General features: G+C 59.3%; 33 protein-coding genes and 1 pseudogene. 16 read left to right on the top strand and 18 right to left on the bottom strand.

Annotated elements, in window-relative coordinates; translation table 11 throughout:
* Positions 1-114 precede the first annotated feature (114 nt).
* Together FHP24_RS05765 and FHP24_RS05760 are read left to right on the top strand one after the other, a co-directional pair.
* A complete protein-coding gene (locus FHP24_RS05765; RefSeq protein WP_139674104.1) occupies positions 115-1,002 on the top strand; it encodes a branched-chain amino acid aminotransferase in 888 nt (295 codons plus the stop codon).
* A gap of 254 nt (positions 1,003-1,256) precedes the next feature.
* A complete protein-coding gene (locus FHP24_RS05760; RefSeq protein ID WP_139674102.1) occupies positions 1,257-2,240 on the top strand; it encodes a hypothetical protein in 984 nt (327 codons plus the stop codon).
* On the opposite strand, the gene FHP24_RS05755 is transcribed toward FHP24_RS05760, so the two are convergent.
* The 4 genes from FHP24_RS05755 to FHP24_RS05740 all read right to left on the bottom strand — a co-directional run bounded on the left by FHP24_RS05755 (position 2,230) and on the right by FHP24_RS05740 (position 6,004).
* Positions 2,230-2,865, bottom strand: a complete 636-nt coding sequence (locus FHP24_RS05755; RefSeq protein ID WP_139674099.1) for an alpha/beta hydrolase — start codon at positions 2,863-2,865, stop codon at positions 2,230-2,232. The two genes, FHP24_RS05760 and FHP24_RS05755, sit on opposite strands and share 11 nt — an antisense overlap.
* Before the next feature lie 196 nt (positions 2,866-3,061).
* Positions 3,062-4,810, bottom strand: coding sequence for a putative bifunctional diguanylate cyclase/phosphodiesterase (locus FHP24_RS05750; protein WP_210237808.1), 1,749 nt, complete (start codon positions 4,808-4,810; stop codon positions 3,062-3,064).
* A gap of 121 nt (positions 4,811-4,931) precedes the next feature.
* Entirely contained in the window at positions 4,932-5,564 is a 633-nt protein-coding gene (locus tag FHP24_RS05745; RefSeq protein WP_139674096.1) for a hypothetical protein, read from the bottom strand.
* Positions 5,565-5,680: 116 nt separating this feature from the next.
* A complete protein-coding gene (locus FHP24_RS05740; RefSeq protein ID WP_139674091.1) occupies positions 5,681-6,004 on the bottom strand; it encodes a hypothetical protein in 324 nt (107 codons plus the stop codon).
* 263 nt (positions 6,005-6,267) lie between these two features.
* On the opposite strand from FHP24_RS05740, the gene FHP24_RS05735 reads away from it, so the two are divergent.
* Positions 6,268-6,870 carry a superoxide dismutase gene (locus tag FHP24_RS05735; protein ID WP_139674088.1) on the top strand — a complete coding sequence of 201 codons (603 nt, stop codon included), beginning with the start codon at positions 6,268-6,270 and terminating at the stop codon, positions 6,868-6,870.
* Positions 6,871-6,953: 83 nt separating this feature from the next.
* Here the strand turns inward: FHP24_RS05735 and FHP24_RS05730 are convergent.
* Positions 6,954-7,641: pseudogene (locus FHP24_RS05730) on the bottom strand (L,D-transpeptidase).
* Positions 7,642-7,835: 194 nt separating this feature from the next.
* On the opposite strand from FHP24_RS05730, the gene FHP24_RS05725 reads away from it, so the two are divergent.
* Positions 7,836-8,678 carry a metallophosphoesterase gene (locus tag FHP24_RS05725; RefSeq protein WP_139674085.1) on the top strand — a complete coding sequence of 281 codons (843 nt, stop codon included), beginning with the start codon at positions 7,836-7,838 and terminating at the stop codon, positions 8,676-8,678.
* Between the two features lie 263 nt (positions 8,679-8,941).
* Positions 8,942-9,532: a cytochrome b gene (locus FHP24_RS05720; RefSeq protein WP_139674082.1), complete on the top strand. Its 591-nt coding sequence runs from the start codon at positions 8,942-8,944 to the stop codon at positions 9,530-9,532.
* A 55-nt stretch (positions 9,533-9,587) separates the two neighbouring features.
* On the opposite strand, the gene FHP24_RS05715 is transcribed toward FHP24_RS05720, so the two are convergent.
* Positions 9,588-10,277 (bottom strand): helix-turn-helix transcriptional regulator, encoded by a 690-nt coding sequence (locus FHP24_RS05715; protein ID WP_139674079.1) that lies wholly within the window; start codon positions 10,275-10,277, stop codon positions 9,588-9,590.
* A 132-nt stretch (positions 10,278-10,409) separates the two neighbouring features.
* Between FHP24_RS05715 and FHP24_RS05710 the strand changes: the two genes are divergently transcribed.
* The 3 genes from FHP24_RS05710 to FHP24_RS05700 all read left to right on the top strand — a co-directional run bounded on the left by FHP24_RS05710 (position 10,410) and on the right by FHP24_RS05700 (position 12,642).
* On the top strand, positions 10,410-11,042 hold the full coding sequence (locus FHP24_RS05710) for a LysE family translocator (RefSeq protein WP_139674077.1): 633 nt from the start codon (positions 10,410-10,412) through the stop codon (positions 11,040-11,042).
* A gap of 168 nt (positions 11,043-11,210) precedes the next feature.
* The gene (locus tag FHP24_RS05705; protein WP_139674074.1) at positions 11,211-11,651 is read left to right on the top strand and encodes a c-type cytochrome; all 441 of its coding nucleotides are present in this window, start codon (positions 11,211-11,213) and stop codon (positions 11,649-11,651) included.
* Positions 11,652-11,730: 79 nt separating this feature from the next.
* Positions 11,731-12,642: a cytochrome c gene (locus FHP24_RS05700; protein ID WP_139674071.1), complete on the top strand. Its 912-nt coding sequence runs from the start codon at positions 11,731-11,733 to the stop codon at positions 12,640-12,642.
* 13 nt (positions 12,643-12,655) lie between these two features.
* Here FHP24_RS05700 and FHP24_RS05695 read toward each other — a convergent pair whose 3' ends face one another.
* From FHP24_RS05695 to FHP24_RS05680, 5 genes are all read right to left on the bottom strand, one after another.
* A complete protein-coding gene (locus FHP24_RS05695) occupies positions 12,656-13,225 on the bottom strand; it encodes a DJ-1/PfpI family protein (RefSeq protein ID WP_139674068.1) in 570 nt (189 codons plus the stop codon).
* Between the two features lie 42 nt (positions 13,226-13,267).
* Positions 13,268-13,846 carry a GNAT family N-acetyltransferase gene (locus FHP24_RS05690; protein WP_139674065.1) on the bottom strand — a complete coding sequence of 193 codons (579 nt, stop codon included), beginning with the start codon at positions 13,844-13,846 and terminating at the stop codon, positions 13,268-13,270.
* Positions 13,797-13,979, bottom strand: coding sequence for a hypothetical protein (locus tag FHP24_RS28660; protein ID WP_180355837.1), 183 nt, complete (start codon positions 13,977-13,979; stop codon positions 13,797-13,799). The genes FHP24_RS05690 and FHP24_RS28660 overlap by 50 nt, the downstream gene beginning before the upstream one ends.
* Positions 13,980-13,981: 2 nt before the next feature.
* Positions 13,982-14,398, bottom strand: coding sequence for a MerR family transcriptional regulator (locus FHP24_RS05685; RefSeq protein ID WP_139674061.1), 417 nt, complete (start codon positions 14,396-14,398; stop codon positions 13,982-13,984).
* 77 nt (positions 14,399-14,475) lie between these two features.
* Complete coding sequence (locus tag FHP24_RS05680) at positions 14,476-14,922, bottom strand: hypothetical protein (protein WP_180355905.1); 447 nt, start codon at positions 14,920-14,922, stop codon at positions 14,476-14,478.
* A gap of 226 nt (positions 14,923-15,148) precedes the next feature.
* On the opposite strand from FHP24_RS05680, the gene dmeR reads away from it, so the two are divergent.
* Together dmeR and dmeF are read left to right on the top strand one after the other, a co-directional pair.
* On the top strand, positions 15,149-15,421 hold the full coding sequence (gene dmeR, locus FHP24_RS05675) for a Ni(II)/Co(II)-sensing transcriptional repressor DmeR (RefSeq protein ID WP_139674055.1): 273 nt from the start codon (positions 15,149-15,151) through the stop codon (positions 15,419-15,421).
* A gap of 62 nt (positions 15,422-15,483) precedes the next feature.
* On the top strand, positions 15,484-16,464 hold the full coding sequence (gene dmeF / locus FHP24_RS05670) for a CDF family Co(II)/Ni(II) efflux transporter DmeF (protein WP_139674052.1): 981 nt from the start codon (positions 15,484-15,486) through the stop codon (positions 16,462-16,464).
* A 90-nt stretch (positions 16,465-16,554) separates the two neighbouring features.
* Here dmeF and FHP24_RS05665 read toward each other — a convergent pair whose 3' ends face one another.
* The 4 genes from FHP24_RS05665 to FHP24_RS05655 all read right to left on the bottom strand — a co-directional run bounded on the left by FHP24_RS05665 (position 16,555) and on the right by FHP24_RS05655 (position 19,774).
* Positions 16,555-16,815 carry a hypothetical protein gene (locus FHP24_RS05665; protein ID WP_139674049.1) on the bottom strand — a complete coding sequence of 87 codons (261 nt, stop codon included), beginning with the start codon at positions 16,813-16,815 and terminating at the stop codon, positions 16,555-16,557.
* Positions 16,816-17,199: 384 nt separating this feature from the next.
* Positions 17,200-19,308, bottom strand: a complete 2,109-nt coding sequence (locus tag FHP24_RS05660) for a S9 family peptidase (RefSeq protein ID WP_139674046.1) — start codon at positions 19,306-19,308, stop codon at positions 17,200-17,202.
* Positions 19,309-19,403: 95 nt separating this feature from the next.
* Complete coding sequence (locus FHP24_RS29200) at positions 19,404-19,532, bottom strand: hypothetical protein (RefSeq protein ID WP_281287396.1); 129 nt, start codon at positions 19,530-19,532, stop codon at positions 19,404-19,406.
* Positions 19,529-19,774, bottom strand: coding sequence for a hypothetical protein (locus FHP24_RS05655; RefSeq protein ID WP_139674043.1), 246 nt, complete (start codon positions 19,772-19,774; stop codon positions 19,529-19,531). Before FHP24_RS05655 ends, FHP24_RS29200 begins: the two co-directional genes overlap by 4 nt.
* A gap of 120 nt (positions 19,775-19,894) precedes the next feature.
* Here FHP24_RS05655 and FHP24_RS05650 point away from each other — a divergent pair, with 120 nt between their 5' ends.
* The gene (locus tag FHP24_RS05650) at positions 19,895-20,281 is read left to right on the top strand and encodes a DUF930 domain-containing protein (RefSeq protein WP_139674041.1); all 387 of its coding nucleotides are present in this window, start codon (positions 19,895-19,897) and stop codon (positions 20,279-20,281) included.
* Here FHP24_RS05650 and FHP24_RS05645 read toward each other — a convergent pair.
* The 3 genes from FHP24_RS05645 to FHP24_RS05635 all read right to left on the bottom strand — a co-directional run bounded on the left by FHP24_RS05645 (position 20,272) and on the right by FHP24_RS05635 (position 23,721).
* Complete coding sequence (locus tag FHP24_RS05645; RefSeq protein WP_139674038.1) at positions 20,272-21,525, bottom strand: NAD(P)/FAD-dependent oxidoreductase; 1,254 nt, start codon at positions 21,523-21,525, stop codon at positions 20,272-20,274. The two genes, FHP24_RS05650 and FHP24_RS05645, sit on opposite strands and share 10 nt — an antisense overlap.
* Positions 21,526-21,570: 45 nt before the next feature.
* Positions 21,571-22,737, bottom strand: a complete 1,167-nt coding sequence (locus FHP24_RS05640; RefSeq protein ID WP_139674034.1) for an AI-2E family transporter — start codon at positions 22,735-22,737, stop codon at positions 21,571-21,573.
* 117 nt (positions 22,738-22,854) lie between these two features.
* Positions 22,855-23,721, bottom strand: coding sequence for a VOC family protein (locus FHP24_RS05635; RefSeq protein WP_139674030.1), 867 nt, complete (start codon positions 23,719-23,721; stop codon positions 22,855-22,857).
* A gap of 204 nt (positions 23,722-23,925) precedes the next feature.
* On the opposite strand from FHP24_RS05635, the gene FHP24_RS05630 reads away from it, so the two are divergent.
* From FHP24_RS05630 to FHP24_RS05610, 5 genes are all read left to right on the top strand, one after another.
* On the top strand, positions 23,926-24,336 hold the full coding sequence (locus tag FHP24_RS05630; RefSeq protein ID WP_139674027.1) for a universal stress protein: 411 nt from the start codon (positions 23,926-23,928) through the stop codon (positions 24,334-24,336).
* Between the two features lie 137 nt (positions 24,337-24,473).
* The gene (gene trhA, locus FHP24_RS05625; protein ID WP_139674024.1) at positions 24,474-25,142 is read left to right on the top strand and encodes a PAQR family membrane homeostasis protein TrhA; all 669 of its coding nucleotides are present in this window, start codon (positions 24,474-24,476) and stop codon (positions 25,140-25,142) included.
* Between the two features lie 98 nt (positions 25,143-25,240).
* Entirely contained in the window at positions 25,241-25,750 is a 510-nt protein-coding gene (locus FHP24_RS05620; protein ID WP_139674021.1) for a GNAT family N-acetyltransferase, read from the top strand.
* A 60-nt stretch (positions 25,751-25,810) separates the two neighbouring features.
* Entirely contained in the window at positions 25,811-26,074 is a 264-nt protein-coding gene (locus tag FHP24_RS05615) for a type II toxin-antitoxin system ParD family antitoxin (RefSeq protein WP_139674018.1), read from the top strand.
* Between the two features lie 12 nt (positions 26,075-26,086).
* Positions 26,087-26,389, top strand: a complete 303-nt coding sequence (locus FHP24_RS05610) for a type II toxin-antitoxin system RelE/ParE family toxin (RefSeq protein ID WP_139674014.1) — start codon at positions 26,087-26,089, stop codon at positions 26,387-26,389.
* Positions 26,390-26,425: the final 36 nt, after the last annotated feature.

Genomic DNA, 26,425 nt, shown 5'->3' with positions numbered 1-26,425 from the left:
AGACGATGAAATATCAATTATTGTGATGTTTCATCTCAGATTATCGCTTGACCTTCCCGCGCCGTGAGACTTCATTCGCCGCACTTTTCGTGCCTGCTTTGAAGGAGATTAATCATGGCCGTTGATACATCCCCCCGTTCAACCACCTGGACTTTCGTTGACGGGGAGTGGGTGGAAGGCAATCCGAAGCTCATCGGACCGACCTCGCATGCCATGTGGCTGGCCTCGACCGTGTTCGACGGCGCCCGCTGGTTCGATGGCATCTCGCCCGACCTTGATCAGCATTGCCAGCGCGTCAACCGTTCGGCCGTCAACATGGGCATGAAGCCGACGATGACGCCGGAAGAAATCGAGGCGCTCGCGCTCGAAGGCGTCAAGAAGTTCGACGGCAAGACGGCGATCTACATCAAGCCGATGTACTGGGCCGAACATGGCACGTCCTACAGCGTCGTGGCACCCGATGCGGAATCGACCCGGTTTGCGCTTTGCCTGTTCGAAGCCCCGATGGGAACCGCAAAGCCGTCATCGCTGACCCTGTCGCCCTTCCGTCGCCCGAGCCCGGAAGTCGCCATGACCATCGCCAAGGCTGGCAGCCTTTATCCCAATAGTGGCCGTATGATCATCGAAGCCCATTCGCGCGGCTTCGACAATGCGCTGGCGCTGGACGTGAACGGCAATGTTGCCGAAACCGCATCCTCGAACATCTTTATGGTCAAGGACGGCGTGGTCATGACGCCGATCGCCAACGGCACCTTCCTTGCCGGCATCACCCGTGCCCGCATCATCGGCCTGCTGCGCGAAGCCGGTTTCGATGTCCGCGAAGTGACGCTGACGCCGAAGGATTTCGCCAATGCCGACGAGATCTTCACCTCCGGCAACTATTCCAAGATCGTGCCGGTGACGAAGTTCGAGGAGCGTGAGCTACAGGAAGGTCCGGTCGCCCGCAAGGCCCTGGAACTTTACATGGACTGGGCCCGTTCCGGCGGCCGCAACGACACGTGATTTAAGTCAGGTACCGGCAACGCTCGGGAGCAGAATATCCGAGCGTTGCCCTTATTTATTGTGTCAAGTCGGCAAATAAGACAAAGTATTACATCGTAGTTCTCATCAATTTTGATTATTTGTGTCTCGCAGAAGAAAGTATATTCTGCGTTCATCTCATTTTTGCCGCATTGCAGCAAAAATATGCCAAGGGCAATCAAGTAATATCTGCATCCTCTCTCTCCCCCTGGGAATTTACCCGATAAGGAGTGGCAATGTCAGTGAACGCGTCATCATCTTCTGCATCTCAGCCCGCCGATCTTGAAGCCGTTGCCCGTAGCGGCAGCCGGTTGAAGCGGATGGCGGTTCGGATTCCGACCTATCTCGCGGACGTCAAGGAAAACCCGGCCTGGTTGCCGATGTTCATGCTGGCGCGGACCATGCCCGGCCGCCGGGCGCATTGGGCGATGTCGGCCAAGTATAAACCTTCGGCACCGCCGCAATCATCCCTGTTCGGCGAACTGGACGCTGCCGCCGTGGCGGATGCGCTGCGCAGCGACGGGATCTTTACCGGTTTCCAGATGCCGGCCGAAATCCAGCAGGAAATCACCAGATTCGCTCTGACAACACCTTGCTTCGGCAATTTCGACCGGGCTCTCGAATTCGTCGCGCCCCGGCATGATCAAGCCGAACAGGTGTTTGGCCGTTCCCTGCTGAGCGGCCATTTTTTCGAGCGGTCGCTGAACAGTCCGGGTGTCCGCGCCATTCAGGCCGATCCGCTGCTGGCAGACGTTGCCAAGCATTATCTCGGCAGCAACGCACAGCTTATCACCACCCGCGTCTGGTGGAGCTTTCCGACCAGCGCCTCCACGGAGGCCGACCGCAGTCTCGCCTCGCTCGACAAGTTCCATTTCGACCTTGACGACTGGCGGATGCTGAAATTCTTCTTCAACCTCGTCGATGTGGACGAGGGCACAGGCCCGCATGTCTTCGTCAAGGGCAGCCACAACAAGCGCAAGACAAAGCACCAGTACACGCTGCTCGTCGGCCACCCGGCGGATGAGGTGCTGGATTATTACGGTGCGGATCAGGCGGTGACGCTGACCGGTCCTGCCGGCTCGGGTTTCGTCGAAGACCCGTTCGGTTTCCACATGGGCACCGTGCCGGTAACGAAACCACGGCTGATGATGGAGGTCGGCTTCGGCGTCTCAAAACCGTCCCGCCGTCGTTTCCACGGCGAGCCGGTCATTAGGCGGTAGGTCGAGCTTGTTTCCCGGCGATCGTTTCCAGGAAATCGGCGGCCCGATCTGCGCCGCCGATCGAAATCGTATGGCCAAGGCCCGGTTCGATAACCGTTTCGACCGACACGCCGGCGGCCTTCAATTCCGTTTCCGCCTTTTCCGTTTCCCACGAGGGGATCACTGGATCGGACGTGCCGTGCACGAGCAGTACCCTGGTTTCGGCCGAGGGCTTGATCGGGTGTTCAGTTGCCAGCCGGCCGGAGAAGCCGACCACGGCTGCAACCGGCCAGCGACCGCTGGCGATGGCATCGAGCGACATGATCGTGCCTTGCGAAAATCCGACAAGCACCACCCGGTCCAGATGGCCGTCGAATCCGTTTTCCTCGATGATATCTGAAATCACCGTATCGAAGGCCGGGCGTGCGGCAGTGATGCGGGCGGGGCGATTTTCCTCGGTCACACCGGCAACGCTGAACCACTGATAACCGGCGCCGAAACTGGACCGCTCCGGGGCGTTCGGCGAGACGAAGACGGCATTCGGCAGGCGCGCCTTCCAGCTTTCGCCGAGCGGTGCGAGATCCGCGCCGTTGGAGCCGACACCGTGAAGCAGGATGACGAGGAGGGAGTTCTGCAAGACCGTCATGACAATACCTTATGCGCGATGGAGGCGGATTGTCCGCATCTACGGATCTTCCGTCTACGACAGGAACCGGGACGGAGCTAGGCCACGGCCTGTGATCGCTCCGTTCACCGATAACGCATCTATAAGTCGATCGGTTCGCGATGATTGGATGATCCGACGCATGTCATCCGATACCGCACAGCGGCCACGCTGTATTTCAACGCCGTCTTGATGTCTGCGTCGCATGAAATCCATCCGTATCGATCTGCGGAAGGGAAGGTGTATCCTCCGCCCCCGTCAGGCCGGAATATTGTCCGATCGGTCCGGCCCGGCCGATCAGGTGGCCTTGCAGGTTCTGGCACTGCGCCTCTTCCAGAAAGGCGCGCTGTTCTTCCGTTTCCACGCCTTCCGCGACGATCGGGATGTTCAGTCCTCGGCCGAGCCCGATCACCGCGCGCACGATCTCGTCAGCGCTGCTGTCGGAAACCAGCTTGGATGTGAAGGATTTGTCGATCTTGATCGTATCGAAGGGAAAAGACTGGAGGTAGGAGAGCGAGGAATACCCGGTGCCGAAATCATCCATGGCGATGCGCAGGCCAAGGGCTTTGAGGCCGCGCAGGATCTGTAGTGCGCGGGCGAAATCCTGCACCAGCACGCCCTCGGTCACTTCCAGTTCCAGCCTGTCGGCGGCAAGCCCGGTTTCAAGCAGCATCGTATGTACGTCGCTGACGAGATTGTCCTGGCGGAACTGGATCGGCGAGATGTTGATGGCGATATTGAGCCGGTTCGGCCAGCTTGCAGCCTCGCGTCCCGCCTCATTGAGGACCCAGCGGCCGATCTCGACGATCTGGCCGCTTTCTTCCGCCAGCGGCACGAATTCATCCGGCGTGATCAGCCCGCGGGTCGGGTGGTGCCAGCGCAGCAATGCCTCGAACCCGAAGATTTCGCCGGTAACCGCCGCCTGTGGCTGGTAGTGCAGCATCAGCTCGCCGCGCTTGATCGCATGGCGCAGGTCCTGCTGCAGCACGCGCCGGTCATGCATGCGGCGGTCCATGCGGGCATTGAATGCACAGAAGCGGCCACGCCCTTCCGCCTTGGCGCGGTAAAGCGCTGCATCCGAATTGGCGAGCAGCGTGGCCGCATCCGGGCCATCCTGCGGAAACATTGCGATGCCGATGCTGAGGCTCACCCGAAGCGAGCGCCCGTCCACTTCGATCTCTTCTTCCATCGCCCGCGTCAGCCGTTCGGCAAGCCGCGTCATCGTTTCCGGTTGGTCTTCTCCGACGCTGATCACGGTGAACTCGTCCCCGCCAAGCCGTGCCGCGACATCGTCGGCGTCCAGCACGCTTTTCAGCCGGCGAGCCAGTTCCGCCAGCACGATATCGCCGGCCGCATGGCCGAACACGTCATTGATGTCCTTGAACCGGTCGACATCGAAACTCATTACCCCGAACTGCCGGCGCAGAACCCGGCTTTCGGCGATCAGATTGGCAAGTTCGGTGGCAAACCGCATCCGGTTCGGCAGGTCGGTCAGCGGATCGTGATGGGCAAGATAGGAGACCCGCTGCTCCGCCTTCACCCGCGCCGTAATATCCTGCTGGGTGCTCAGGAGATATTTCCCGTCGAGCAAGACGTCCTGCACATCGATGATCTTGTCGCCGATTTCCACCTGTGTTTCGGAAAAACCCTCTTCGAGAAGCTTGCGCTTCAGACGCTCGAAATAGGCGATCGGATCTTCTTTCCAGTCGTCCATCCTGCCGTCGGCAACAACCTCGGCAAAGGTCGCGTCCTTGTTCTGCCATCGCCTGTCGAGATCGTGCAGTTCATGAAAACTGCGATTGGCATAAATAGGCCGGCCCTCCAGCTCGAATATGCCGACGGCGACGGGCAGATTGTCCATCGCCGCCATCACCGCCTGCAGCATCGCCGTTTCGTTCGCAAACCTGTGCGTCTTTGCCGTGGTCATGCCTTGCTCCCGTGGTGCGGAAATTTGTAGGCTTCACGGCTTAAATATTAGATAATGTAAATATATCAAATCCGGTAGGACGGATTGACCGCAATCCCGATGATGATGGGGAATGCTGCGATTATCGGAGGGACGTCGATGTTTCGGCTCCGGTTTCTTCTTTGAACCGCGTTATGACCTGTTCCAGCCGCGCGAAAGCGCTCAAGCCCCGCGATCCGATCGAGGTGGCAGCGCGCCGGATCGACGGAAGCGTCATGGCGAGATCGTCGACCGTCAGGTCCTTACGCTCTCGATCGCCAAGATTCCGCTGCCTGTCGGCAAACCGGAACGCTTCTTCCGCCAGCGTGGTGAAAAGCCGGTCGGCGATCGAGGCGCGGTTTCCATTGTCATCCACGGCCCGCCATATCGGCGTATGCGTATCCAGCCTGTAGCCGGTCAACGCGCGGAAAAGTCTGAGATCTTCGACGGAATAGCCACTTGCCGGCGATACGGCGCGCGCCATGGAACTCAGGGCGATGCGAGGCGCTGCACCTTCATTCGTTTCAATGGGCGCCTCCACGCTCAGGGGCGCAAGAAGATCGGTAGAGGCGATGTCGGGAGCTGGCGAGGGTGCTTGCACACTGCGTTTTTCTTCGGGACAGGCACGGTTGTTCGCCTGCCTGTCTGCCTTATGTGTCGCCATAGCCTGCAGGGCATGGCGATCGGTTTCCCGCATCAGGAATTGCGGGACTGCTGGAATATCATTGGTGATCACATTGCTCTCATCGGTCAAATGTCAAAATCGCAAACGGATACGCAAACAATGACTCACCGTAGGCACGCAATCCTGCGCGAACCTGATTTATGCTCGTGTTTTCGACAATCCGTGCCTCATGGCTTTACCGCCAACTTTTCGGCGCTGATCTCACCGCCGATTTCCGCCGTCTTTTTCTGCTTGTCGTAAACGCAGATCGCGCTGATCCTGGTCTTTGCCCCGACAGCCTTTCCGGTCACCACGGCCATGCCGTAATGTTCGCTGCCATAGGGATCAACGAAAGTCTTGCCCTTTTCGACAAGCCCCTTGGCTGCTTTCACGCAGGCTTTGGAAACATCGGTCTGGAATTTCCCCCAGGCATCGTCGGAGGATGCCTGGGCGGCGCTGCCGGCGAGCAGAAGGGTGCCAAAGGCAGCAAACAGGGTGGTCGTGACTTTCATCGAATCAGATCCTCCATGGGGATTTGCCTCATCCCACGGCATGGAGGCCGTCCTGTGGCAGCGTAAGAATTTGATGCATTTGGTAGAGTTCTGGAGGATGCAGGAACGATGTTCCACGAAGCGGCGTTAACAAGCAAAGGTGCTGCACTTCATCTTTGATTTTTGCCATAATTTTGGCCTTGGGGGCGTTGCCTCTTGCCGGGTCCCCTCCTATGTTCCCGCTCAACGATTACCCAAGGTTTTTGCCGAAAAGGAGTAGACCAATGGCCTTCGAACTTCCCGAGCTACCTTACGATTACGAAGCTCTCGCCCCCTTCATGTCGAAGGAGACGCTTGAGTATCACCACGACAAGCACCACAAGGCCTATGTCGACAACGGCAACAAGCTCGCAGCCGAAGCCGGCCTGGCGGATCTGTCGGTTGAGGAAGTCGTCAAGAAGTCCTTCGGTACCAACCAGGGTCTCTTCAACAACGCTGCCCAGCACTACAACCACGTCCATTTCTGGAAGTGGATGAAGAAGGACGGCGGCGGCAACAAGCTTCCGGGCAAGCTTCAGGCTGCCATCGACAGCGATCTGGGCGGCTACGACAAGTTCAAGGCTGATTTCATCGCGGCCGGCACGACGCAGTTCGGCTCCGGCTGGGCCTGGCTCTCGGTCAAGGACGGCAAGCTTGCCATCTCGAAAACCCCGAACGGCGAAAACCCGCTGGTTCACGGCGCATCCCCGATCCTCGGCGTCGACGTATGGGAACACTCCTATTACATCGACTACCGCAATGCCCGTCCGAAGTATCTCGAAGCCTTCGTCGATAGCCTGATCAACTGGGACTACGTCCTCGAACGCTACGAAGCCGCTTCCAAGTAAGCCGTCTTCATCGATTATGAAAACACCCGGCGTCTCGCGACGTCGGGTGTTTTTTTGTCCGCGGAAAGCTCGCCGTAGCAGTGCTAGACGGTTCGTGGCATCAGGGCGTCACCCGAATTGTCCTGCAGAACGACGACGCGGCTGCCGTCGGGAACGCGTCTGTGAAGGTCGATGATATCCTGGGTTGAGAAGCCGTATGCAGCCGCTCGAAACCGCCTTGCCGATTGTCCAGTCCTCGGTCGTGCCGTGAATCCGGTAAAGCGTGTCGCGACCGTCCTTGAACAGGTAAAGTGCACGCGGACCGAGCGGGTTGAGCACGCCCGGTTCCATCCCGGCCGCCAGCGGGCCGTAACGCTCGGGCTCGCGCGCAATCATGTCCTGTGTCGGCGTCCAGCGGGGCCACTGGCGCTTGTACTGAACCCTGCCCACGCCCTCGAACTCCAGTCCGGCTTTGCCCACGCCGATGCCATAGCGCAAGGCACGGCCGTTTTCCTGAACGAGATAGAGGAAACGGTTCCTGGTATCGACAACGATCGTTCCGGGCCGCTCGTTGGTCGGATATGCGACCTCCCGGCGATAATATTGGGGATCGACGCGTTTGAGGTCGGCCGCCTTGATCGGGAAGGGTTCTCCCTCGATCGCCGCGTACATGGCCAAATAATGAGGATCGATGGCGGACTTCAAGGCTATGGGCTGTACCGCAGATGTTGCACATCCTGTTGCCAGCAAAGGCGTTGCGATTAGAAAGCTTCGGCGGGTAATGTCTGGCAAAATGGTATTCCGGCATGTTGTCAGGAAAAGGTGCGGCCTCAACTGATGCGAGCGCGTTTTCCTCTTAACGCCAATGACCTGTAGCGCGGATCACAATGCGGGGGATTATGTTCACGTCGTCTTTATCGCGATGGTAGAGCGATGCGCACAACATCCGTCACACCGCTGTCACATCAGCCAACTACGTCCGCGCCATGTCTTCTGAAAAACCTCTCCTCCGCTTCGGCGTCATCGCCGATCCCCAATATGCCGATGTTGAACCGAGGCTGGAATATAACCGGTTCTACCGCAACAGCCCGAAAAAGCTGGCTGATGCGATCGAAACGCTGAACGGTGAGGATCTTTCATTCGTCGTGACGCTGGGCGATCTCATCGATCGGGACTGGCAGAGTTTTGACCGCATTCTGTCCGTCTATGACGATATGCGCCACGAAAGCGTGCTGCTGCCAGGCAATCACGATTTTTCCGTCGCGCCGGAGCGGTTGGCCGACGTTCACGCGCGTCTTGGAATGCCGGCGCCCTGGCATGATTTTTCCCGCGGCGGCATCCGTTTCGTGATCATTGACGGCAATGAGGTCAGCCTGTTCTCGACCCCGCAAGGGCATGCCCGACATACCGAAGCCTGTAATCGTCTCGAAGCGCTGGAAGCAGTCGGCGCCATCAATGCCATGCCTTGGAATGGCGGCATCGGGGAGGGGCAGTTCTTATGGCTGGAACAGACGCTTGCCGACGCACGCGAGCGCGGCGAAACGGTCGTCGTCATGGGGCACTATCCGCTCTATCCCGAGAACCCGCACAATCTCTTGAACGGCGAACGCCTCGTTGAACTGTTCGAGCGATCGGGCAATGTCATCGCCTATCTGAACGGCCACAACCATGTCGGTAATCTTGGCCGCACCGGCTTCACCTGGTATGTCAATTTCAAGGGCATGGTCGATACCGAGACGGAAAACACCTTTGCCGTCGTCGAGATCTATGGCGATCGTATCGAGGTGATCGGTTACGGTCGCGAGGAAAGCCGCAGCCTTCCCCTCTGAGTAAGTCGGGTCGCAACTCAGGGTGAGGCAAAGCGACGCTTTGTTCTTCCCCCTGCTTGCGGCGAGACTGCCGATAAAAATGTCTAAAGTTTAGCATAATCAAATATTTATTGCCGTTTTGTTGCGGCGTTTTCCAGTGCCGATAAACTGATATTATACAACTTTTGCGGATGCGCTGCGACCTTCTGCGCCCTTGGCATCTCGGCTCTCTGTCTGTTCCCTCGATGTCATAGACATTTTGCAAAAGGGAACGGGACATCACGATGGCCAGCACGACAGACACGGGAACCTTGGCGCGGCAGGGATCGCGGAATTTCAACGCAACCTCGAAGTGTCTTCACTGGCTTATGGCTGCCATCATTGTTGTCGCATGGGGCGTAGGATATTACGGTGGCGCTATGCTGCATTACGGTGTCAGCGATGGCGAGACGGCGCAGAAGATCTGGGCCATCACGCTCCACAAGTCGATCGCCACCACGACGCTTTTCCTGATCGTCGGTCGCATCATCTGGCGCGCCTATAACCGCCCGCCGGAACTGACCGACATGCCGGCGATCATGAAAACAGCCACCCATCTTGGCCATTTCCTCCTTTATTTCCTGATGGTCGCCGTGCCGCTTTCGGGCTGGTGGAACAGTTCGTCGGCTGGTTACGCCATTCCGGTGGCCGGCCTGTTCACCATTCCCGGCCTCGGAGGAAAGAACCCGGAACTGACGCCCTATCTCGTCCTTGCGCATTTCTATCTGTCATGGGCGCTGGCCCTGGTCGTAGCCGGTCACGCAGCCTTTGCGCTGAAGCATCACTTCATCGACAAGGATGAGACGCTGACGGCCATGCTGCCGAAAAAGGACTGAGCCGACAATTGCGGCACCGGAAGCGTGACGGGCGCAAGCCCCGCGCATCCGGACATCAGGCGATCGGTTGCTGCCACCCGTCGATCCAGACCTGGCGCAACCGGTCGCCTTGCCCCGGAAAGAATTCTGGCGCTGCCTCGCAATGCTTCACGCGGTCCGCACGAAAATTGCGGATCGAGTCACGCAATTCGCACCACGCGACGATGTTGGCCGTCTGCGAATAGTAGATGAGCGCAATCGGCCGGATCGCCCGCTCCGTCGCATTACTCTTTTCATCGCGATAGTCGATGAGCAGCTTCTGCTCGTCGCGGATCGCACGCCGCACAAGTGCCAGGTCGACTGAGTCCGGTGTGGGCGCAGGTGTTCCCCAGGCATGCAGGGTTCCGGTCGAAAAGCTCTCCCTGAGCGGCTCGGGAACGACGGCGGCGATCTTGCGACTGACCTGCTTGGCAGCCCGCCTCAGTTCCGTGTCGCCGGTCCGCTCGAGAAGCGCCAGCGCCAGCACGATCGCCTCCGTCTCCTCGATCGACAGCATCAGCGGCGGCAGCGTGAAGCCGGGCCTCAGGATATAGCCGATACCGCGTTCGCCCTCGATCGGCACGCGCATCGCCTGCAGCGCCGCAATATCCCGGTAGATCGATCGCGTCGTCACTTCCAGCTGTGCTGCGATTTCTGCCGCCGTCACCGGTTTTCTGGCCAGTCTCAGGATCTGGATGATCTCGAACAGGCGCGACGCCTTGCGCATGACATTTCCCCGATCATCCCCGAGACTACTGACAGACCGCTGTCAGTTGACTTGTTTTATAGCGCCATGTGCCGGCCTGGAAAACAAGGAAAACCGGTAACCGGCTGACAAAGGGGTGGTGCAGCAACTGACATGACCTATAGCGAAAACCTCTGGCTCTTCTTCACTCTTCTTTTCGGCATCATCATCCTGCCGGGCATGGACATGATGTTTGTTCTGGCGAACGCGCTGACCCGTGGCCGGGCGGCGGGGCTTGCCGCCACTGCGGGCATGATGTCGGGCGGTCTGGTTCATTCGCTTTATGGTGCTTTGGGTGTTGGCCTGCTGGCAAAACTCCTGCCCGTCCTGTTCACGCCGCTGATGGCGGCTGGCGCGCTCTACATGGCTTGGATTGGGGTCACCCTGATCAGGAGCGCGATCGTTGTCGATGATGTCGGCCATGCGGGTACGGCAAGCAACTGGGAAGCCTTTCGCCGCGGCGCGATCACCTGCCTGATCAACCCTAAGGCCTACATGTTCATGCTGGCCGTCTATCCGCAGTTCCTGAGGCCCGAATTCGGGCCACTTGTGCCACAGGCTGCCATCATGGCGGTGATGACGGCAGGCACCCAGTTTGCCGTTTATGGTGCGATTGCCATGGCGGCAGGCCGGGCGAGAGGCATGCTTGTCGGCAATCCTTACGCCATTGTCTGGATCGGACGCTCCTGCGGAATGGTGCTGATGGCGATCGCTGCAGTGACACTGTGGGAAGCTTTCCGCAGGTAAATCAGGTGCCGGGTCGGCTGTTTGCAATTTGTGAACGATGTGTTCATCAATCGGCGACGATATTCTTCAATCCTGACAGGAACGTGATTTCTTTCAAACGGATAAGCCGGGCCAATATCCGCCATGTAAATCGCTGGCTGGGCTGGCCGCATAACGAGGAGACTTCGCATGAAGATCAGGATGACCGCCATCACCGCCTCCGCACTCTGTCTTGGCTTGGCGGCTGCAGCCGTCGCTCAGGACAATCCGGTCGCCACGCGCGAGCAGATGATGAAGCAGGTCGGCGCCTCCATGGGCGCGCTCGGCGCGATCGCAAAAGGCGAAAAGCCTTATGATGCCGAGGCGGTCAAGGCCGCACTGACGACAATCAGCACGGATATGAAGGGCTTCCCGGACCATTTCCCTGCTGGTTCCGAAGTCAATTCCGCGGCAGCCCCGGCAATCTGGGACAATATGGATGACTTCAAGGCCAAGGCCTTGAAGTTGGCCGGCGATGCCGACACCGTTCTCGCCTCCATGCCTGCGGATCAGGCCGGCGTACAGGAATCGATCAAGACGCTAGGCGCCAACTGCGGCACCTGCCACCAGACCTATCGCCTGAAGCGTTAACAGCCGGCATTGGGGTCGCGCGCCTCATCTGCGCGGCCTCCTTCGACAAACCCGCAGGATAGATTTCCGGAGACATGCCATGGCCTCGACCTGGTCGAAGATAACGGCGGCTGGCGTTGCGGTGGTAGCACTGGGTGCCGCCACCGCATGGGCGCTGACCAGGCCTGATCCGCATCCGGAAAACTACTGGGCGAATGTTGGCGAAGCCGATCTCGCCCATGGCGAACAGCTGTTCTGGGCTGGCGGATGCGCCAGCTGCCACGCCGCGACCGGCGCCGAAGGTGATGCGCTGAAAATCATGTCCGGCGGCCGCGCATTGCCGAGCCCGTTCGGCACCTTCCATATCCCGAACATCTCACCCGATCCGAATGCCGGCATAGGCACTTGGACGCTGGCGCAGTTCGGCAACGCCATGACCCGTGGCGTCGGGCCGGGTGGCGAACATCTTTATCCGTCTTTTCCCTACGGTTCCTATGCCCGCATGTCGCCGAAAGATATCGGCGATCTCTTCGCCTACCTGAAGACGCTGCCGGCAAATTCCAATGTCGCGCCGCCGCACGAATTGGGCTTCCCGTTCAATATCCGCATGGCGGTAGGTGGCTGGAAACTCCTCTATTTCACCGACGCCCCGCGGGTGGAACTGGCCTCTGCCGACGACAAGGTCAAGCGCGGCCAGTATCTTGTCGAAGGTCCGGGCCATTGCGGCGAATGCCACACGCCGCGCAATGCGCTCGGCGGTTTTGAAACCGGAAAATGGCTGGCAGGCGGTCCCAACCCGGAAGGCAAGGGCACGATACCCGACATCACGCCCGCCGGCCCGATCGGTTCCTGGAGCGAAGGCGACATCGTCAACTATCTGGAAACCGGTTTCACCCCGGATTACGATTCCGCCGGCGGCTCGATGGTCGAGGTCCAGAAGAACATGGCCCACCTGCCGAAAGGCGACCTGGAAGCGATCGCCGCGTATCTCAAGGCAGTACCGGCGTTGTAGGGCGCCTTGGAAATTACCGATGCTCGGCGGAGAACGGCAGAAGCTCTTCTTCGGCCGTTGCATTCCACAACCCGAGACCTTTCAGCACTTCGACGGTAAACGTGAAGGGCGCCGTGCCGGCCGCTGTCACCACGCCGTCGGAAAGGACTGCTTTCGGTCCGTCGATATAAAGGTCCGAGCCGGCATAATCCGGATATTTCTGATGTGAGCCAAGCCGGTTGCCGGTATGCTTGACGTCGTTCAACACGCCGGCGCCGGCCAGCATGCTGGCCGCAGCGCAAATGCCTGCCGCCATCTTTTTCTCTTCGCGAAACGACCGGACGAGATCGTGCAATCCTTCCGGCACGAGTTTCTTTTCCCACGCAAGGCCGCCGGGCACGACGATCGCGTCGAAATCGTCAGGGCTGACCTGCGCATAGGAGAGATCAGGCGTGACGTTGAGCCCGCCCATCGACGTCACGGGGCGGCCATCTTCCGTGGCGGTCTTCACCGTGACACCGAGATAGCTGCGCGCCACGGCCATCATCAGCGCGCATTCCCAATCGGCGAATTCCGGTGTGAGTGCCACGAGGATTGCTGTCATTCTTCCGTCCTCCTCCGAGTCTTACCAGGCGAAATTGCGCGCTCAGGTGAGCGCCTGTGTATAGCGCATGCCGGTAACCGGCCGCGGCTTGAATTCCATATGTTCGTAGAACCGATGGGCGGCCGAATTGCCGGTGGTTGCGCTGACCGAAAGATAACCGCATCCGGCATTTTTGGCGATATCGCGGGCGCGGGCGACGAGATGCTGGCCGATGCCGTGGCCGCGCTGGCCGTCGCGCACGAAGAGATGGTGCAGATCCATGCCGCGCGCACCTTCCTGGGCGCGGTAGAGCGGCACGAGAATGGCGTAGCCGATCAGTTCTGAGCCGGTATCGGCGACCAGCGCGGTGATCCATGGCCTGTCGCCGAACAGGTCGCGTTCGAGGATATCGGGCGTCATGGCAGAGGCGTCGTGGTGATGCGCCGCCAATGCCGCGATCATCGCGTTGAGTTCGGGCAGGTCATGGCGCTTGGCATGGCGGATGGTCAGCACCGCCGGGCGGGGAAGGGATATTTCGCTGTCTTCGAGAAGCGCTTGGGGCATTTCGGCATCCTTTGATTTTATGGTGCCGTCAGGTGCCGTCTGAAACAACAAAGCCGCCTGACGGCGGCTTGTTGACATGATGATCTGTCGAGCCGCCCTTTACAGGTAGGCCCAAAAATACGTTGCGGCGGTGGTCGTGCGCGTATTGATCATGGCAATCCTCATGCGCCTGTCCGCAGATGTTGTCAAGCGCACGGTCACGCGGAATCATCCTCAATGTTCGTGGTCGCAAAGTCCGTGGTCTGAGAGCGAGCGGATGACGTAGCAGTCCTCGATCGCGTGGTCGCCGTCGCAGTGGGAGACGATGCGCTCCAGCTCCTGTTCGAGCTTTTTCAGTTTTCCGATCTTGTCGCGCACGCTTCTCAAATGATCGGCAGCGATCCGGTCTGCATTGCCGCAGGGCTGGTGCGGATGCTCGCTGAGCGCGATCAGTTCGCGGATGGCGGAAATGTCGAGCCCCAGGTCGCGCGCGTGACGGATGAAGGCAAGCCGCTCCAGATCATGCCGCTCGTAACGCCGCTGGTTTCCCTCCGAGCGTTCAGCGGCAGCCAGTAGGCCCATCTGTTCGTAATAGCGTATGGTCGGGACCTTGACGCCCGTCCGCTTCGAAAGATCGCCGATCGACAGCATGAGATGTGCTCCAAATCTATAGTCTCTGGAGATATCTAATCGGCGAGTCTTTGTCGTTCAAGGCCATTGGCTCGTGATTAGAGCAGGGCCGTCTCGTCATCCGCACGGGTGGCGACCATGTCCGCGGCAGTCGGGATATTGATATTGAGCGCGATATTCTGCTTTTCCTCGTTGACGCCCATGGCTTCGAGAATGGCATTGCGGATTTCGTCTTCCACCGCCTGCCGGTCTTCGGGCGACATCGCATCGACCTCGTCCTCGGTCAGGTCGTGATCTTTCAGGTACTGATCACGAATACGTTCGGCGAGAGTTTTGTCGGCAAGATCCATGAACTCTTTTTCGTACTGGCTGTACGCGTCGTTCTCGAGGCTCGCATCCAGAGTGCTTTCGCTGCTGTCTGCGTCAGGGCGCTCCGGAACCAGGAACATACTTGCCAGCTTGGCGCTGAATGAGGTTTCTCCACCTGCAAGCGCGTTTCCCTGTTCGCTGCTGTCGCGTTCCTGCTGCTGATTTTCATCCAGCACGAACATGTCTGCGCTACGGTTCGCAAATCTTTGCGTCAGGCCTGTATAGGAATTAGAACTTGAGCTCGAAGTGACGATCATGGCGGCCTCTCCATTTTTTCCGATACACAATTAGAAAACGGAACTTGCTCGGAGCTAGAGGGACGCGGGATGGAAAGGCAGTGCAGGGATTGCGCCGGTTCGATTTTAAGATAGTATACCCCCCTATATTATATTGGAGCAAGATGTGTCGCATACCGTTCGGGACAAGGCGAAACTTCTGGCGCGGGTGCGTCGCATGAAAGGTCAGATGGAGGCGGTCGAGCGCTCGCTGGAGGCAGAGGCAGCCTGCGGTGACGTTCTTCAATTGCTTGCATCCATTCGAGGTGCGCTGGCCGGGCTGACCGGCGAGGTCATCGAGGGGCATCTGCACGAGCATGTCGTCCATGCTGAGGGCGATGCCGAGCGCGAAAAGGCGGCGGCAGAGCTCGCCGACGTTCTGCGGACCTACATCCGCTGAGAACGGTCGCTTATTATTCGAAAACGGCTTCGGCCGGTTGATGGTTGGAAATGGAGCCTGGCATGGCAAGCGGTATCGATAGTCTGAAGCATGACCACGTGTTCCTCGGCCGGGATCACGATCGCAACGAGAGAAGAGTGTGGCTGGTCATCGCGCTCACCGCGTCGATGATGGTGGCGGAAATCGTTGCCGGCTCGATCTTCGGTTCCATGGCGTTGACGGCGGACGGCTGGCACATGTCCACCCATGCCGGTGCAATGCTGATCTCGGCGCTTGCCTACATGTATGCAAGGCGCAATGCGAAGAATCCGCTTTATACGTTCGGTACCGGCAAGCTGGGCGATCTTGCCGGTTTCGCCAGCGCCGTGGTTCTGGCGCTCGTGGCACTCTTCATCGCCTGGGAAAGTTTTCTGCGCCTGGCAAATCCGGTCGCGATCGATTTCGATCAGGCGATCTTCGTTGCTGTCATCGGTCTGGCCGTGAACCTCATCAGCGCCTGGCTGCTTCGCGATGATCACGATCATCATCATGGCGGTCATCACGGCCATCATGGAAGCCACGCCCACGCCGGCCATCACGGCGATCACGCCCATTCCGGCGACCACGCCCATGGCGGTGCCGAAGACCATAACCTCCGCGCCGCCTATCTTCACGTTCTCGCAGACGCACTCACCTCCGTGCTTGCGATCGCCGCGCTGATCCTTGGTCGGCTTTACGGCTGGAATGCGCTCGATCCGATCATGGGCATCGTTGGTGGTGTCGTTATCGCGCGCTGGTCCTTCGGGCTGGTCCGTTCCACCTCGCGCGTGCTGCTTGATGCGCAGCCGGACGATGGCAATCTGGCCGGCAAGATCCGCAAGGTGATGGAAACGTCTGACGATACCGTCATGGATCTGCACGTCTGGCAGCTTGGGCCGGGGCATAATGCGGCGATCGTTTCTGTTGCGACCACGGCTCCGAAGGCGCCTGCCTCCTACAAGGAAAAGCTCAAAGCCATTCCCGGTCTGTCGCATGTGACGGTCGAGGTGATCTCGCTCGGCTGACCGTTTCCAGGAACTGGCTTTGTCTCAATGAAGAAGGCCCGAAACCGGATGCGGTCTCGGGCCTTCTTGTTGATAGCGATGCAATGCCGATCAGGCGAATTCTTGATAGAGGTTCTGGACCCAGCGCTGCTGCGCAGCTGTTGCGCCCATGCCGGGCGCCGCATCTTCTGCCCCCATGACCCACAAGGCGCTCGCCAGTGAGTTCGAAAGCTGCGTGCTGCTGCCTGTCAGCGCATCCGCAAAACGCGCTGTCGACGTCGCCGCGACCTGAGGCGCTTCCTCGGAGGTGCGCTCCACTTCAACGGTCCGGTTCGGATATTGATAGCCACTCAGGCCGCTATCGATCTTCATCGCTTTGGTCCACGTACAGGTTGGTTAACGATTGGTTAATGCTGGAACCTTGCGCGAAGCTTGCGTCGCCGTTGCGTGGGCGCGCTGGAGGGCTTGACAGTCGGCAAAGCGCTTATTCGAAGTTGCGAAAAAGCCTGTGAAAGCGCAAGCTTGCGCTGCCACAGGCAGGCTTTGCCGGTGTTGAATGAACCCGAAATCATATCTGGAACCGGATGCGCGGCGCGGAAACATCACGTTTCCGGCTGCGCTTCCTCGTCTCGATCAGCCGGAAACGGCATGTTCAGGAGAATCGCGCAGAGGAGAAATCTCCCGCCTGGTGCGGGCCAGCCGAGACGCTGGCCCGTCTATCACCTCTATAGATATAAGGCTGGTGCTGGCGCGAGCCTACATCTTGCCCGCAACCTTGATCGCAAATGCATATTCGAAGGCGATCTCTTCCAGTCTCTGGAAGCGGCCCGACTTGCCGCCATGGCCGGCTGCCATATTGGTCTTAAGCAGGATCGGCGCGGTCCCGGTCGTATGCTCGCGAAGCTTCGCCACCCACTTGGTCGGTTCCCAATAGGTGACCCGCGGATCAGTGAGGCCGGAAATCGCAAGGATCGGCGGATAGGCGCGGCCGGTGACGTTGTCGTAAGGCGAATAGGCCGCGATCCAGCGGTATTCCTCTTCCGACTCGATCGGGTTACCCCATTCCGGCCATTCCGGTGGGGTGAGAGGCAGCGTGTCGTCGAGCATTGTGTTCAACACGTCGACGAAGGGCACGGCGGCGATAAGGCCGGCAAACTTTTCCGGCGCCATGTTGGCAACCGCCCCCATCAGCATGCCGCCCGCGGAGCCGCCCTCGGCAATGATCCGGTCATAGGAGGTGAAGCCGGCCGAAACCAGATGATCGGCCGCGGCGATGAAGTCTTTAAAGGTGTTCTGCTTGTTCTCCATCTTGCCGTTTTCGTACCAGGCAAAACCCTTGTCCTTGCCGCCGCGGATGTGGGCGATGGCATAGACGATGCCGCGGTCGGCCAGCGACAGCGCATTGGTCGAGAACGAGGCCGGAATGGTGATGCCATAGGCGCCATACCCGTAGAGCAGGCAGGGCGACGAACCGTCGAGCGGCGTGTCCTTCCTGTAGAGAAGGGTGACCGGCACCAGTTCGCCATCATGCGCCGTCGCCATGACGCGGCGGGTCACATAGTCCTCCGGGTTGTGGCCGGACGGCACTTCCTGGGTCTTCAGCAGCACGCGCTCGCGCGTCACCATGTCGTAGTCATAAAGCTGTGTCGGCGTCGTCATCGATGAATAGGAGAAGCGGATCATGTCCGTGCCGTATTCGGCCGAGCCGGAAAGGCCGAGCGAATAAGCTTCCTCGTCGAAGGCGATCGCATGTTCCTCGCCGGATTGGCGGTCGCGGATAACGATCTGTGGCAACCCGTCCTTGCGCTGCAGCCAGATCAGGTGCCGCGCATAGGCCATGTGGGAAATGATCAGCCGGCCGGGCTCATGCGGCACGACTTCCTTCCAGTTCTCCTTGCCAGGGGCCGAAGCCGGGGCCTCGACGATCTTGAAATCCTTGGCGTCGCCATCGTTCGTTAGGATGTAGAAGACGTCCCCGCCTTCGGTCATCGAATACTCGATACCCTCTTCGCGCTCTGCCACCAGCTTCGGCTCGGCCGTCAGGTCCGAGGTGGACAGTAGCCGGTATTCCGAGGTCTCGTGATCGTGGATGTCGATATAGATGAAGTCGTCCAGCAAGGACCCGCCGACGCCCATGAAGAAGCCGGGATCCTGCTCCTCGAACACCAATCGGTCTTTCGACTGCGGCTGGCCGACGATGTGATGAAATACCTTGGAAGGCCGATGGTTTTCGTCCTGCAGCGTATAGAAAAAGCTCTTGCCGTCGGGCGCCCAGACGCCGTCGCCGGCGGTATTTTCGATCACATCTTCCAGGTCTTCGCCGGTGGCGAGATTGCGGATGCGCAGGGTGAAATATTCCGACCCCTTGTCGTCATAACCCCAGATGCCGCGCGAATGGTCGGTCGAATGGTCGATGCCGGCGAGGCGGAAATAATCCTTGCCTGCCGCCTCCCGGTCGCCGTTCAGCAGCGTCTGTTTTTCTCCGCCATCGCGCGGCGTGCGGAAATAATGCGGCTGCTCGCCGCCGGTCACGAACAGCGAACCGTAAGCAAACGGTCCATCTTGTACCGGAACGGATGAATCGTCTTCCTTGATGCGGCCGCGCATCTCGGCAAACAGCACCTTCTGCAGCTCGGCCGTGTCGCCAAGTGCGGCTTCCATATAGGCGTTTTCGGCTTCCAGATGTTTGCGGATTTCCGGGTCGAGGATCGACGGATCCTTGAACATCGCCTGCCAGTTGTCGGCGCGCAGCCAGGCGTAATCGTCCGAGCGGGTAATGCCGTGGCGCGTGTCGCTGACCGGCTTCTTGGGCGCGACGGGAGCTGCGGGAAGATTGGCGAAAGGCGATTTGGGGGAGGGGGCCAAGGAAGCACTCCGGTATGAAAGGAAGGAGTGCCAGAGATAGGTTGCGGTGCGCAATGAGGCAAGCCGGTACGGGCCTTCGAGCCTGGAAGGAAGTGTTATTTCTTGTCGCGTGGCTTCTGGTTGGGCAACACGCCGTCGCGCCAGCTTTGCCAATAAACTACGCTGATCGCCATGCCGACGCCGACAACGGGCATTACAAGTGCGATGATCTGTGCGGTCGTCATTTGCGGAGCCCTCTGAGGATCCAACCTCCAGATAAATGTAATGCAGTGCCTAATAGAAAACAACCGGTAGGCGCTGCGGCAAGCCAGAGCGCACCGATCTGCGGGTTTATGTCACCATAGGCGACGCGGATGATCGGCGTGAACACCCCGATCAACATGATACCGACCCCGATATTGTTCAAAAACGTCGCGCGAAGCTTGATCTGTTCCTTCTTCGCATCCGAAAGCGCCTGCTCTTCCATCTGCCGTCCCGCTCGCCACCTCGTCTGTTCACATCATGGTATTTCGCCTTTTGGTTGGTGGTCAATCGGATGCACGTCTCCTAGTTTCCGCGCATCCAAGTCGATATGAGTAGGGATCACATGAAGAAACAGCTGTCGGTGATGGCTCTCGCCCTGTTTTCCGCGTCTGCGGCCCACGCGCTGGATGCGCGCGTCACCAGGCAATTGAACGCCCTGGACCCGGATGAGCGGCGCGAACAGCGTTGCGACATGGAGGCGATGGACCAGATCCGCAAGACCGGCGAATTCCGCCCCGACAAGGTGATCGCCTACACGTTCTCCGATCCGGTCGAGGATGGAAACAAGCTGAAGGCGCCGGGCGCCGTGTTCCGCAGTGCCGGGGACTGGTACCGTCTCAAGTTCAAGTGCGAAACCGGAGAGGCCGGCCTGACGGTGATGTCATTCGACTACACGATCGGCTCGAAGGTCACGCGCGATCTGTGGGACAAGTATTATCTCTACGACTGAGCGCTGACATTCCGGTCGAGCGCGAAGCTCTCGAACCAGGCTTGCTTCTCGCCCGATATCATCGCCGCGATCATGCGGGAGGCGAGATAGGAAAAGGTGATGCCATTGCCGCCATATCCGTAGGCGGCATAGATGTTCGAAGCGCCGGAAACCGGCCCGATCAATGGCAGGCCGTCCGACGTCTCGCCGAAGGCCCCGCACCATGCATGCGAAATCTCCGCATTCGCCTCAGGCCATATCCGGGTGAGTTTTTCCCGCAGGCGCAGCACCTTGTCCGCAAGCATCGCATCGCGAACCTGCGGATCGGCGATCTCCTCATCCTCACCGCCGATGACGATGCGGTTGTCCGCCGTCGTTCGCATGTAGAGATAAGGCTCGCTCGCTTCCCAGACGAGTGCGCGCCGCGGCCATAGATGATCCGGCTGTTGCGGTAGCGTCGATATCGCGAAGCTGGACGAGATCCTGTGGCACGCCGGCATGACGAAATGCGGCATTATATACCCGGTCGCAAGCACGACATGGGCTGCGTCGATGACATGCGGACCGGACGTCTCGACCAGAACACGCCCGCCTTCGTCATGGAACTTGACGGCATCTGCATCGATAATCTGCGCGCCAAAACCTCTGGCGGCCTGCAGTAGCGCCCAACTCAGCAACAGTGGATCGGCCTCGGCCGAGCCGGGAGACAGGATTGCCGCCTCGCGATCGAAACCGAACTCCCGGCGAAGCGACGTATAGGACAACAGCTCGCCCGGAAGCTCCGCGTGGTGGCGCAAGGCCAGCTCCTCGCGCAGTTCCTTTTCGCCGATATCCCCGGCGGCGATATAGAGCGTCGGGCGCGGCTGGAATGCGCAGGATATACGGTGCGCCGCCACAAGTTCCATCAGCCCGGCAACCGCTGCATAGCTCCGGCGATAGACATTCGCCGCCGTCTCGAAGCCGTAGAGATTGGTAAGCTCCGTGAGCGAAGAATCCGTTTCCCATTGTAGCATGGCGGTGCTGGCCCGCGTGCTGCCGAAGCCCGGCTGTTCGCGGTCGATGACGACCACCCGGCGGCCAAGGCGCGACAGATGCTCCGCCATCAGCGATCCGGTAATGCCGCCGCCGATGATGGCGACATCGGTCTTGATGCTTTCTGTCAGCGCCTGACGGTCCGGCGGCACCTGACGATAACCCCATGGCGCTCTCCCGGTCGTCAGGTCGTCATGATCGGTGTCGTGAAAACTCAGGTCTGAAGAGCTCAATACGGCTTCTTTCGAGTGTCTGGAGGACGGGCAATTGGGGGAGTTTCAGCCCGGCAGGTTAGGCGTCGCCTTTCGCTCGGGAAACAGTTCCGTCAGCACCGTCATCAATATCAGCGACAGCGGCAGGGCCAGCATCGCGCCGACGGCTCCCCACATCCAGGTCCAGAACAGGATAGCGAGAAAAACGACGAACGGGTTAATCTCCCACTGCCGGCCCATGATCGCCGGGAAGATCAGGTTCTCCATGGCCAGATGCACCGTGAAGAACAGGAAGGCGGGCAGCAGCGCCAGCAGGATCGCGTCATGGGTGAGGATGCCTGCGATCGCCACCGAGATGGTCATCAGCGTAATGCCGAGGAAGGGAATGAAGCTCGACAGAAACGCAAACATGCCCCACAGCACCGGCATGCTGAGCCCGCAGAGATATGCGATCAGCGTCATCACGATGCCGAGGCAGAAATAGACCACGCTGGCGGTCGCGAAATAATAACCGAGCACCTGGTCGACCGAGTTCAGCAGGCGGATTGCGATCAGCCGTTGGCGGCGACGCGGAAACGCCATGATGATCGTCTTGCGCAGCCTCAGCCGTCCATAAAGAAACAGCAGCAGTGCGGCGAAGAAGATCATGCCCTGAATAATCGCGGGGGTCAGACTTGAGGTGACGACACCCAGGATATTGGTGGAGTTTTCGAGCAGTTTGTCCATCGACATCGTACCGGTCTGGAACGTGGCCGGCGAGATGTTCAGCCAATGCTGGCTTTGGAGGAAAGGCATCAGACGGTCATAGGAGCGCTCGGCGAAATTGGGGCCTTCCCGCAGAAGCGTCGCAACCGGCTCCGCAAGAGCATTGGCGATCAGAAACAGCACGAGGAAAACAGCCGACGAGAGGATCACGGCGATACCGAAGCGCGGCACGCCGGCACGCCCCAGCTTGTCTGCTAAAAGCCCAAGGATCAGGCCCACGACGACCGCCAAAGTCACCGGAATGAGGATCAATGCCATGTAGTGAAGGATGGCGAAAAAGACGATCGCGAAAATGCCGATCACGGCCCAGGCCATGGCCACTTCGAGAGCGTCGCGGCCGAGCGTCGCAGTGTCTACCGCATCCGCATCCTCTTCCTCGACGAGCGCGAATGCCTCGCGCCGGCGAGATGAGAAGTCCACGAAATGCTTCTTCGGCTTGGCACTGCCGCGCGCGCTGATCGTTGTCATGTTTTTCCCTGATAGCCCCGAACCTGCCACAGAACGCAAAAACGGCGCTCCGGTTCCGGAACGCCGAGTGTTTATTAGCTTTTTGCTAATTCTGCCGGGCAGACCTGAAATGTCAGGTCAGGCCGCGAGCGTCAGGCCGATGCCCCAGGGATCTTTCAGCGCATAACCTTCACCCGTCTTGGTGGTGGCGATCTCCTGCGTTTCCAGCGCTGCAAGGGCCTTGGTCAGCGCCTCACCGTCATTGAAGCGCACTGTGTAATCGGAAAGACCGGTCATGTTGTCCTGGCGGGCCTGGGCTCCGCGGCTATTCCAGATATTGGCCGCGATATGGTGGTGGTAACCGCCGCTGGCAAAGAAGCTTGCACCGGGATAACGCGCCATGATCTTCAGTCCCAGCACGTCGCGATAAAAGGCGTCCGCCTGCGGAATATCGCCGACCTGCAGATGGATATGGCCGACCGATGTGCCCGGCGCCATGCCGTTCCACGCCGTCTGTGGTGCCGAATCGTAAAGCGCCTGCAGGTTCAGCCGGTCGGTGGACATCTGCACCGTGCCATCCGGGAAATAGGTCCATTCATCCGGCGTGCGGTCCCGGTAGATTTCGATGCCGTTGCCTTCCGGGTCGGACAGGTAGAGCGCTTCCGAGACCAGATGATCCGACGCGCCGTCGAGCTGCACACCCTTGTGGGCGGCATTGGCCAGCCAATGGGCCAGTTCCGAGCGGTTCGGCATCAGGAAGGCGGTATGAAACAATCCGGCCGCCTGCCGTGATGCGCGGGTAACGCCGTTGCCGGTGGTGAGCTGCAAAAGCGGGCGCCCGTGGGCGCCGAGCAGCACGCCGCTGGCGCTTTTTTCCATCACCGAAAGACCGATGATCTCCTGATAGAATTTCGAGGCTGTATCGAGATCGGTGACAACGAGATGCGCGCGGCCGACATGGGCCGGACGTGTCAGGGCGAATGCTGCTTCAGAAGAGTTGCTCATAGATAATCTCCGGGCGGGTTTGGAGGCCGCAATCGTCTGCGGCGGCAAAGCCGCGATGACGAAATATCGCCGATCCTTATCGTTCACGAAAGTCGAAAAATAGGAGAAGCTTCGTTCAGAAAATGTGGACAGTGAAGCTTGATGCGAATCAAGGCGCCGGGTGTAAGCTGGGCAAAAATGCTTAACTGTTGAAGGGAGATACAGATGTATAAGACAATCCTAGTCGCGGTCGATATTGCACAGGCGGAAAAAGCCGAACGGATTTTGAATCAGGCCAAGCAATTGTCTGCCGCCGGTGGCCGTATCCTGATGGTCAACATCGTCGAGGAACTGCCGGCCTATGTCGTCTCGGATCTTTCGGTGGACATGCTCGTCGATGCGCGCAAGACGGCCGAGACCGAGTTGACCGAGCTTCGCGACAAGGTCGGCATCAAGGCCGATATCGAGATCCGCCAGGGCGCACCGGCGCGGGAAATTTTGGCCGCCGCCGAAGAATCCAAGGCCGACCTCATCATCATCGCCTCGCACGTTCCGGATCTGACGAACTACATCATCGGCGCCACCGCCGACCGCATCGTGCGCCACGCCAAGTGCTCGGTGCTGATCGACCGCTGAGGCACTTCCGTTCTTCTGAAAAGCGAACACTTCGGATTTACATGCCGAAACCGAATGTGACGCCGTTTGGGATGCGCACGTCTTGCGTTCCTGAACGGTGCCAAGCATTCTGTCGATAGACGGAGACGACCTTTGGCATGAGCGATTTCTTCAATTTCGGACGGTGTTACGATCTGCATGAGATCATCGCGGACGGTATCGTCCACGGGATAGGCATCGTTTTTGCCCTGGTCGGTGCCACCGCGCTGATCTTCTACGCCACCGTCTGGTCGAGCTATGGCGAGATCGCCGCTGCCTGGATTTACGGGCTCGGGCTGATCCTCTGCCTGTCGGTCTCCTTCACCTACAATATCTGGCCGCATTCCCGCACCAAATGGCTGCTGCGCCGGCTCGATCATTCGGCGATCTTCATCCTGATCGCTGCCACCTACACGCCCTTTCTGCAGCGCGGCGCGGCGCATGATCCCTGGATCGCCGCAATGCTGGCCGCCATCTGGATCACCGCCATCGTCGGCGTGTCGCTGAAATGCCTCTTCCCCGGTCGTTACGACAAGCTGGCCATCCTTCTTTATCTCGGCATGGGATGGAGCGGTGTCGTGGTGATGGACGAGGTGTCGCAATATCTTCCGCCCGTGACCGTTGCGCTGATCGTCATCGGCGGGCTGATCTATTCGCTCGGCGTCATCTTTCACATCTGGGAAAAGCTGCGTTTTCAGAATGCCATCTGGCATGGTTTTGTCGTCGCAGCCGCTGCCGTTCACTATGGCGCTGTAATGACCTGTTTCAGCCTGACTGGCAGCCTCTGAATTCCTTGACCTACCGTCCGCAACGCCTCAGCGATTACCCTCGACAGAATTCCGTCGTCTGATAAAGTGGACAGAAAGCTACTATAATGGACGATATAATGAGCAACACGCCTATTATCCGCGATGCCGCCCAGGCCGATCTGCACGGTATCATGGAGATCTACAACGACGCCGTCGCCAATACGACGGCGATCTGGAACGAGACGCTGGTCGATATCGAAAACCGTCGCGCCTGGTTCGATGCCCGCAAGGCGAAGGGCTTTCCCGTGCTTGTGGCGCAGTTGAATGGCGAGGTTGCCGGTTATGCATCCTATGGCGAATGGCGTGCCTTTGACGGCTATCGTTTTACCGTCGAACACTCGGTCTATGTCCACAAGTCCTTCCGCGGCCATGGGCTCGGCCGCAAGCTCATGGAAGAACTGATCGCCCGCGCCGCATCGAACGGCGTGCATGTGATGATCGCCGCGATCGAAGCGGAGAACGAGGCGTCGATCGCGCTTCATAACGCGCTGGGCTTCCGCATCGCCGGAAAATTCTCCGAAGTCGGCACCAAGTTCGGCCGCTGGCTGGACCTGACCTGCATGGAACTGAAGCTTTCCAAGGTCTGATACGCCACATTGATAACCCGCGTGCCCGCTGATATCTTTCTGTTAGCTGGAGCAACCGACATGAGCGACGCTACAAATCTCGGAAAAGACCCGGAAGACTATATCGAAGAGCTGGTGAAGTCCGGCCGTTATGAAAACCGCGACGCCGCGCTGAAGGAAGCTGTCCGGCTTCTGGCATTCAAGGAGCAGCGGCTTGCCGAACTCAACGCGGCGCTGGCTCGTGGCCTCGCCGAGTCCGAAGCCGGCCTGGGCACGCCGATCGAAGAGGTCATGGCCGAATTCGAGGCGCGTTATGCTGAACGCATGAAAAAGCGGTCTGCATAGAGGGCAGCAAGCGTGGAGGTGGTTTTCACGCCGCAGGCTTACCGGGAGCTCGATAGGATCTGGTCCTATATCGAGCAGGACAACCCGACGCGTGCTATAACTTTCGTCCGCGAGATTGGCCAACGCTGCCTGCGCCTCAAGGATATGCCCTTCCGCTATCAGCTTATTCCGGGACATGAAGATTCTAGAATTCGCCGTCTGTCGTTTAAAAACTACGCCATCTTTTATCACGTCATCGAAGACACGGTTTATATCCTGCATATCCTCAACGCCGCCCAGGATCACGAGAAAGTCTTGTTTCCCAAGGATCCTTAGCCGAGCTGGAAATCTGCGTATTTTCGCGCTGTGCTT

This window comes from Aliirhizobium smilacinae (genome assembly GCF_006335145.1).
GTDB lineage: Bacteria > Pseudomonadota > Alphaproteobacteria > Rhizobiales > Rhizobiaceae > Neorhizobium > Neorhizobium smilacinae.
This window is presented reverse-complemented; position numbering and strand designations above follow the sequence as displayed.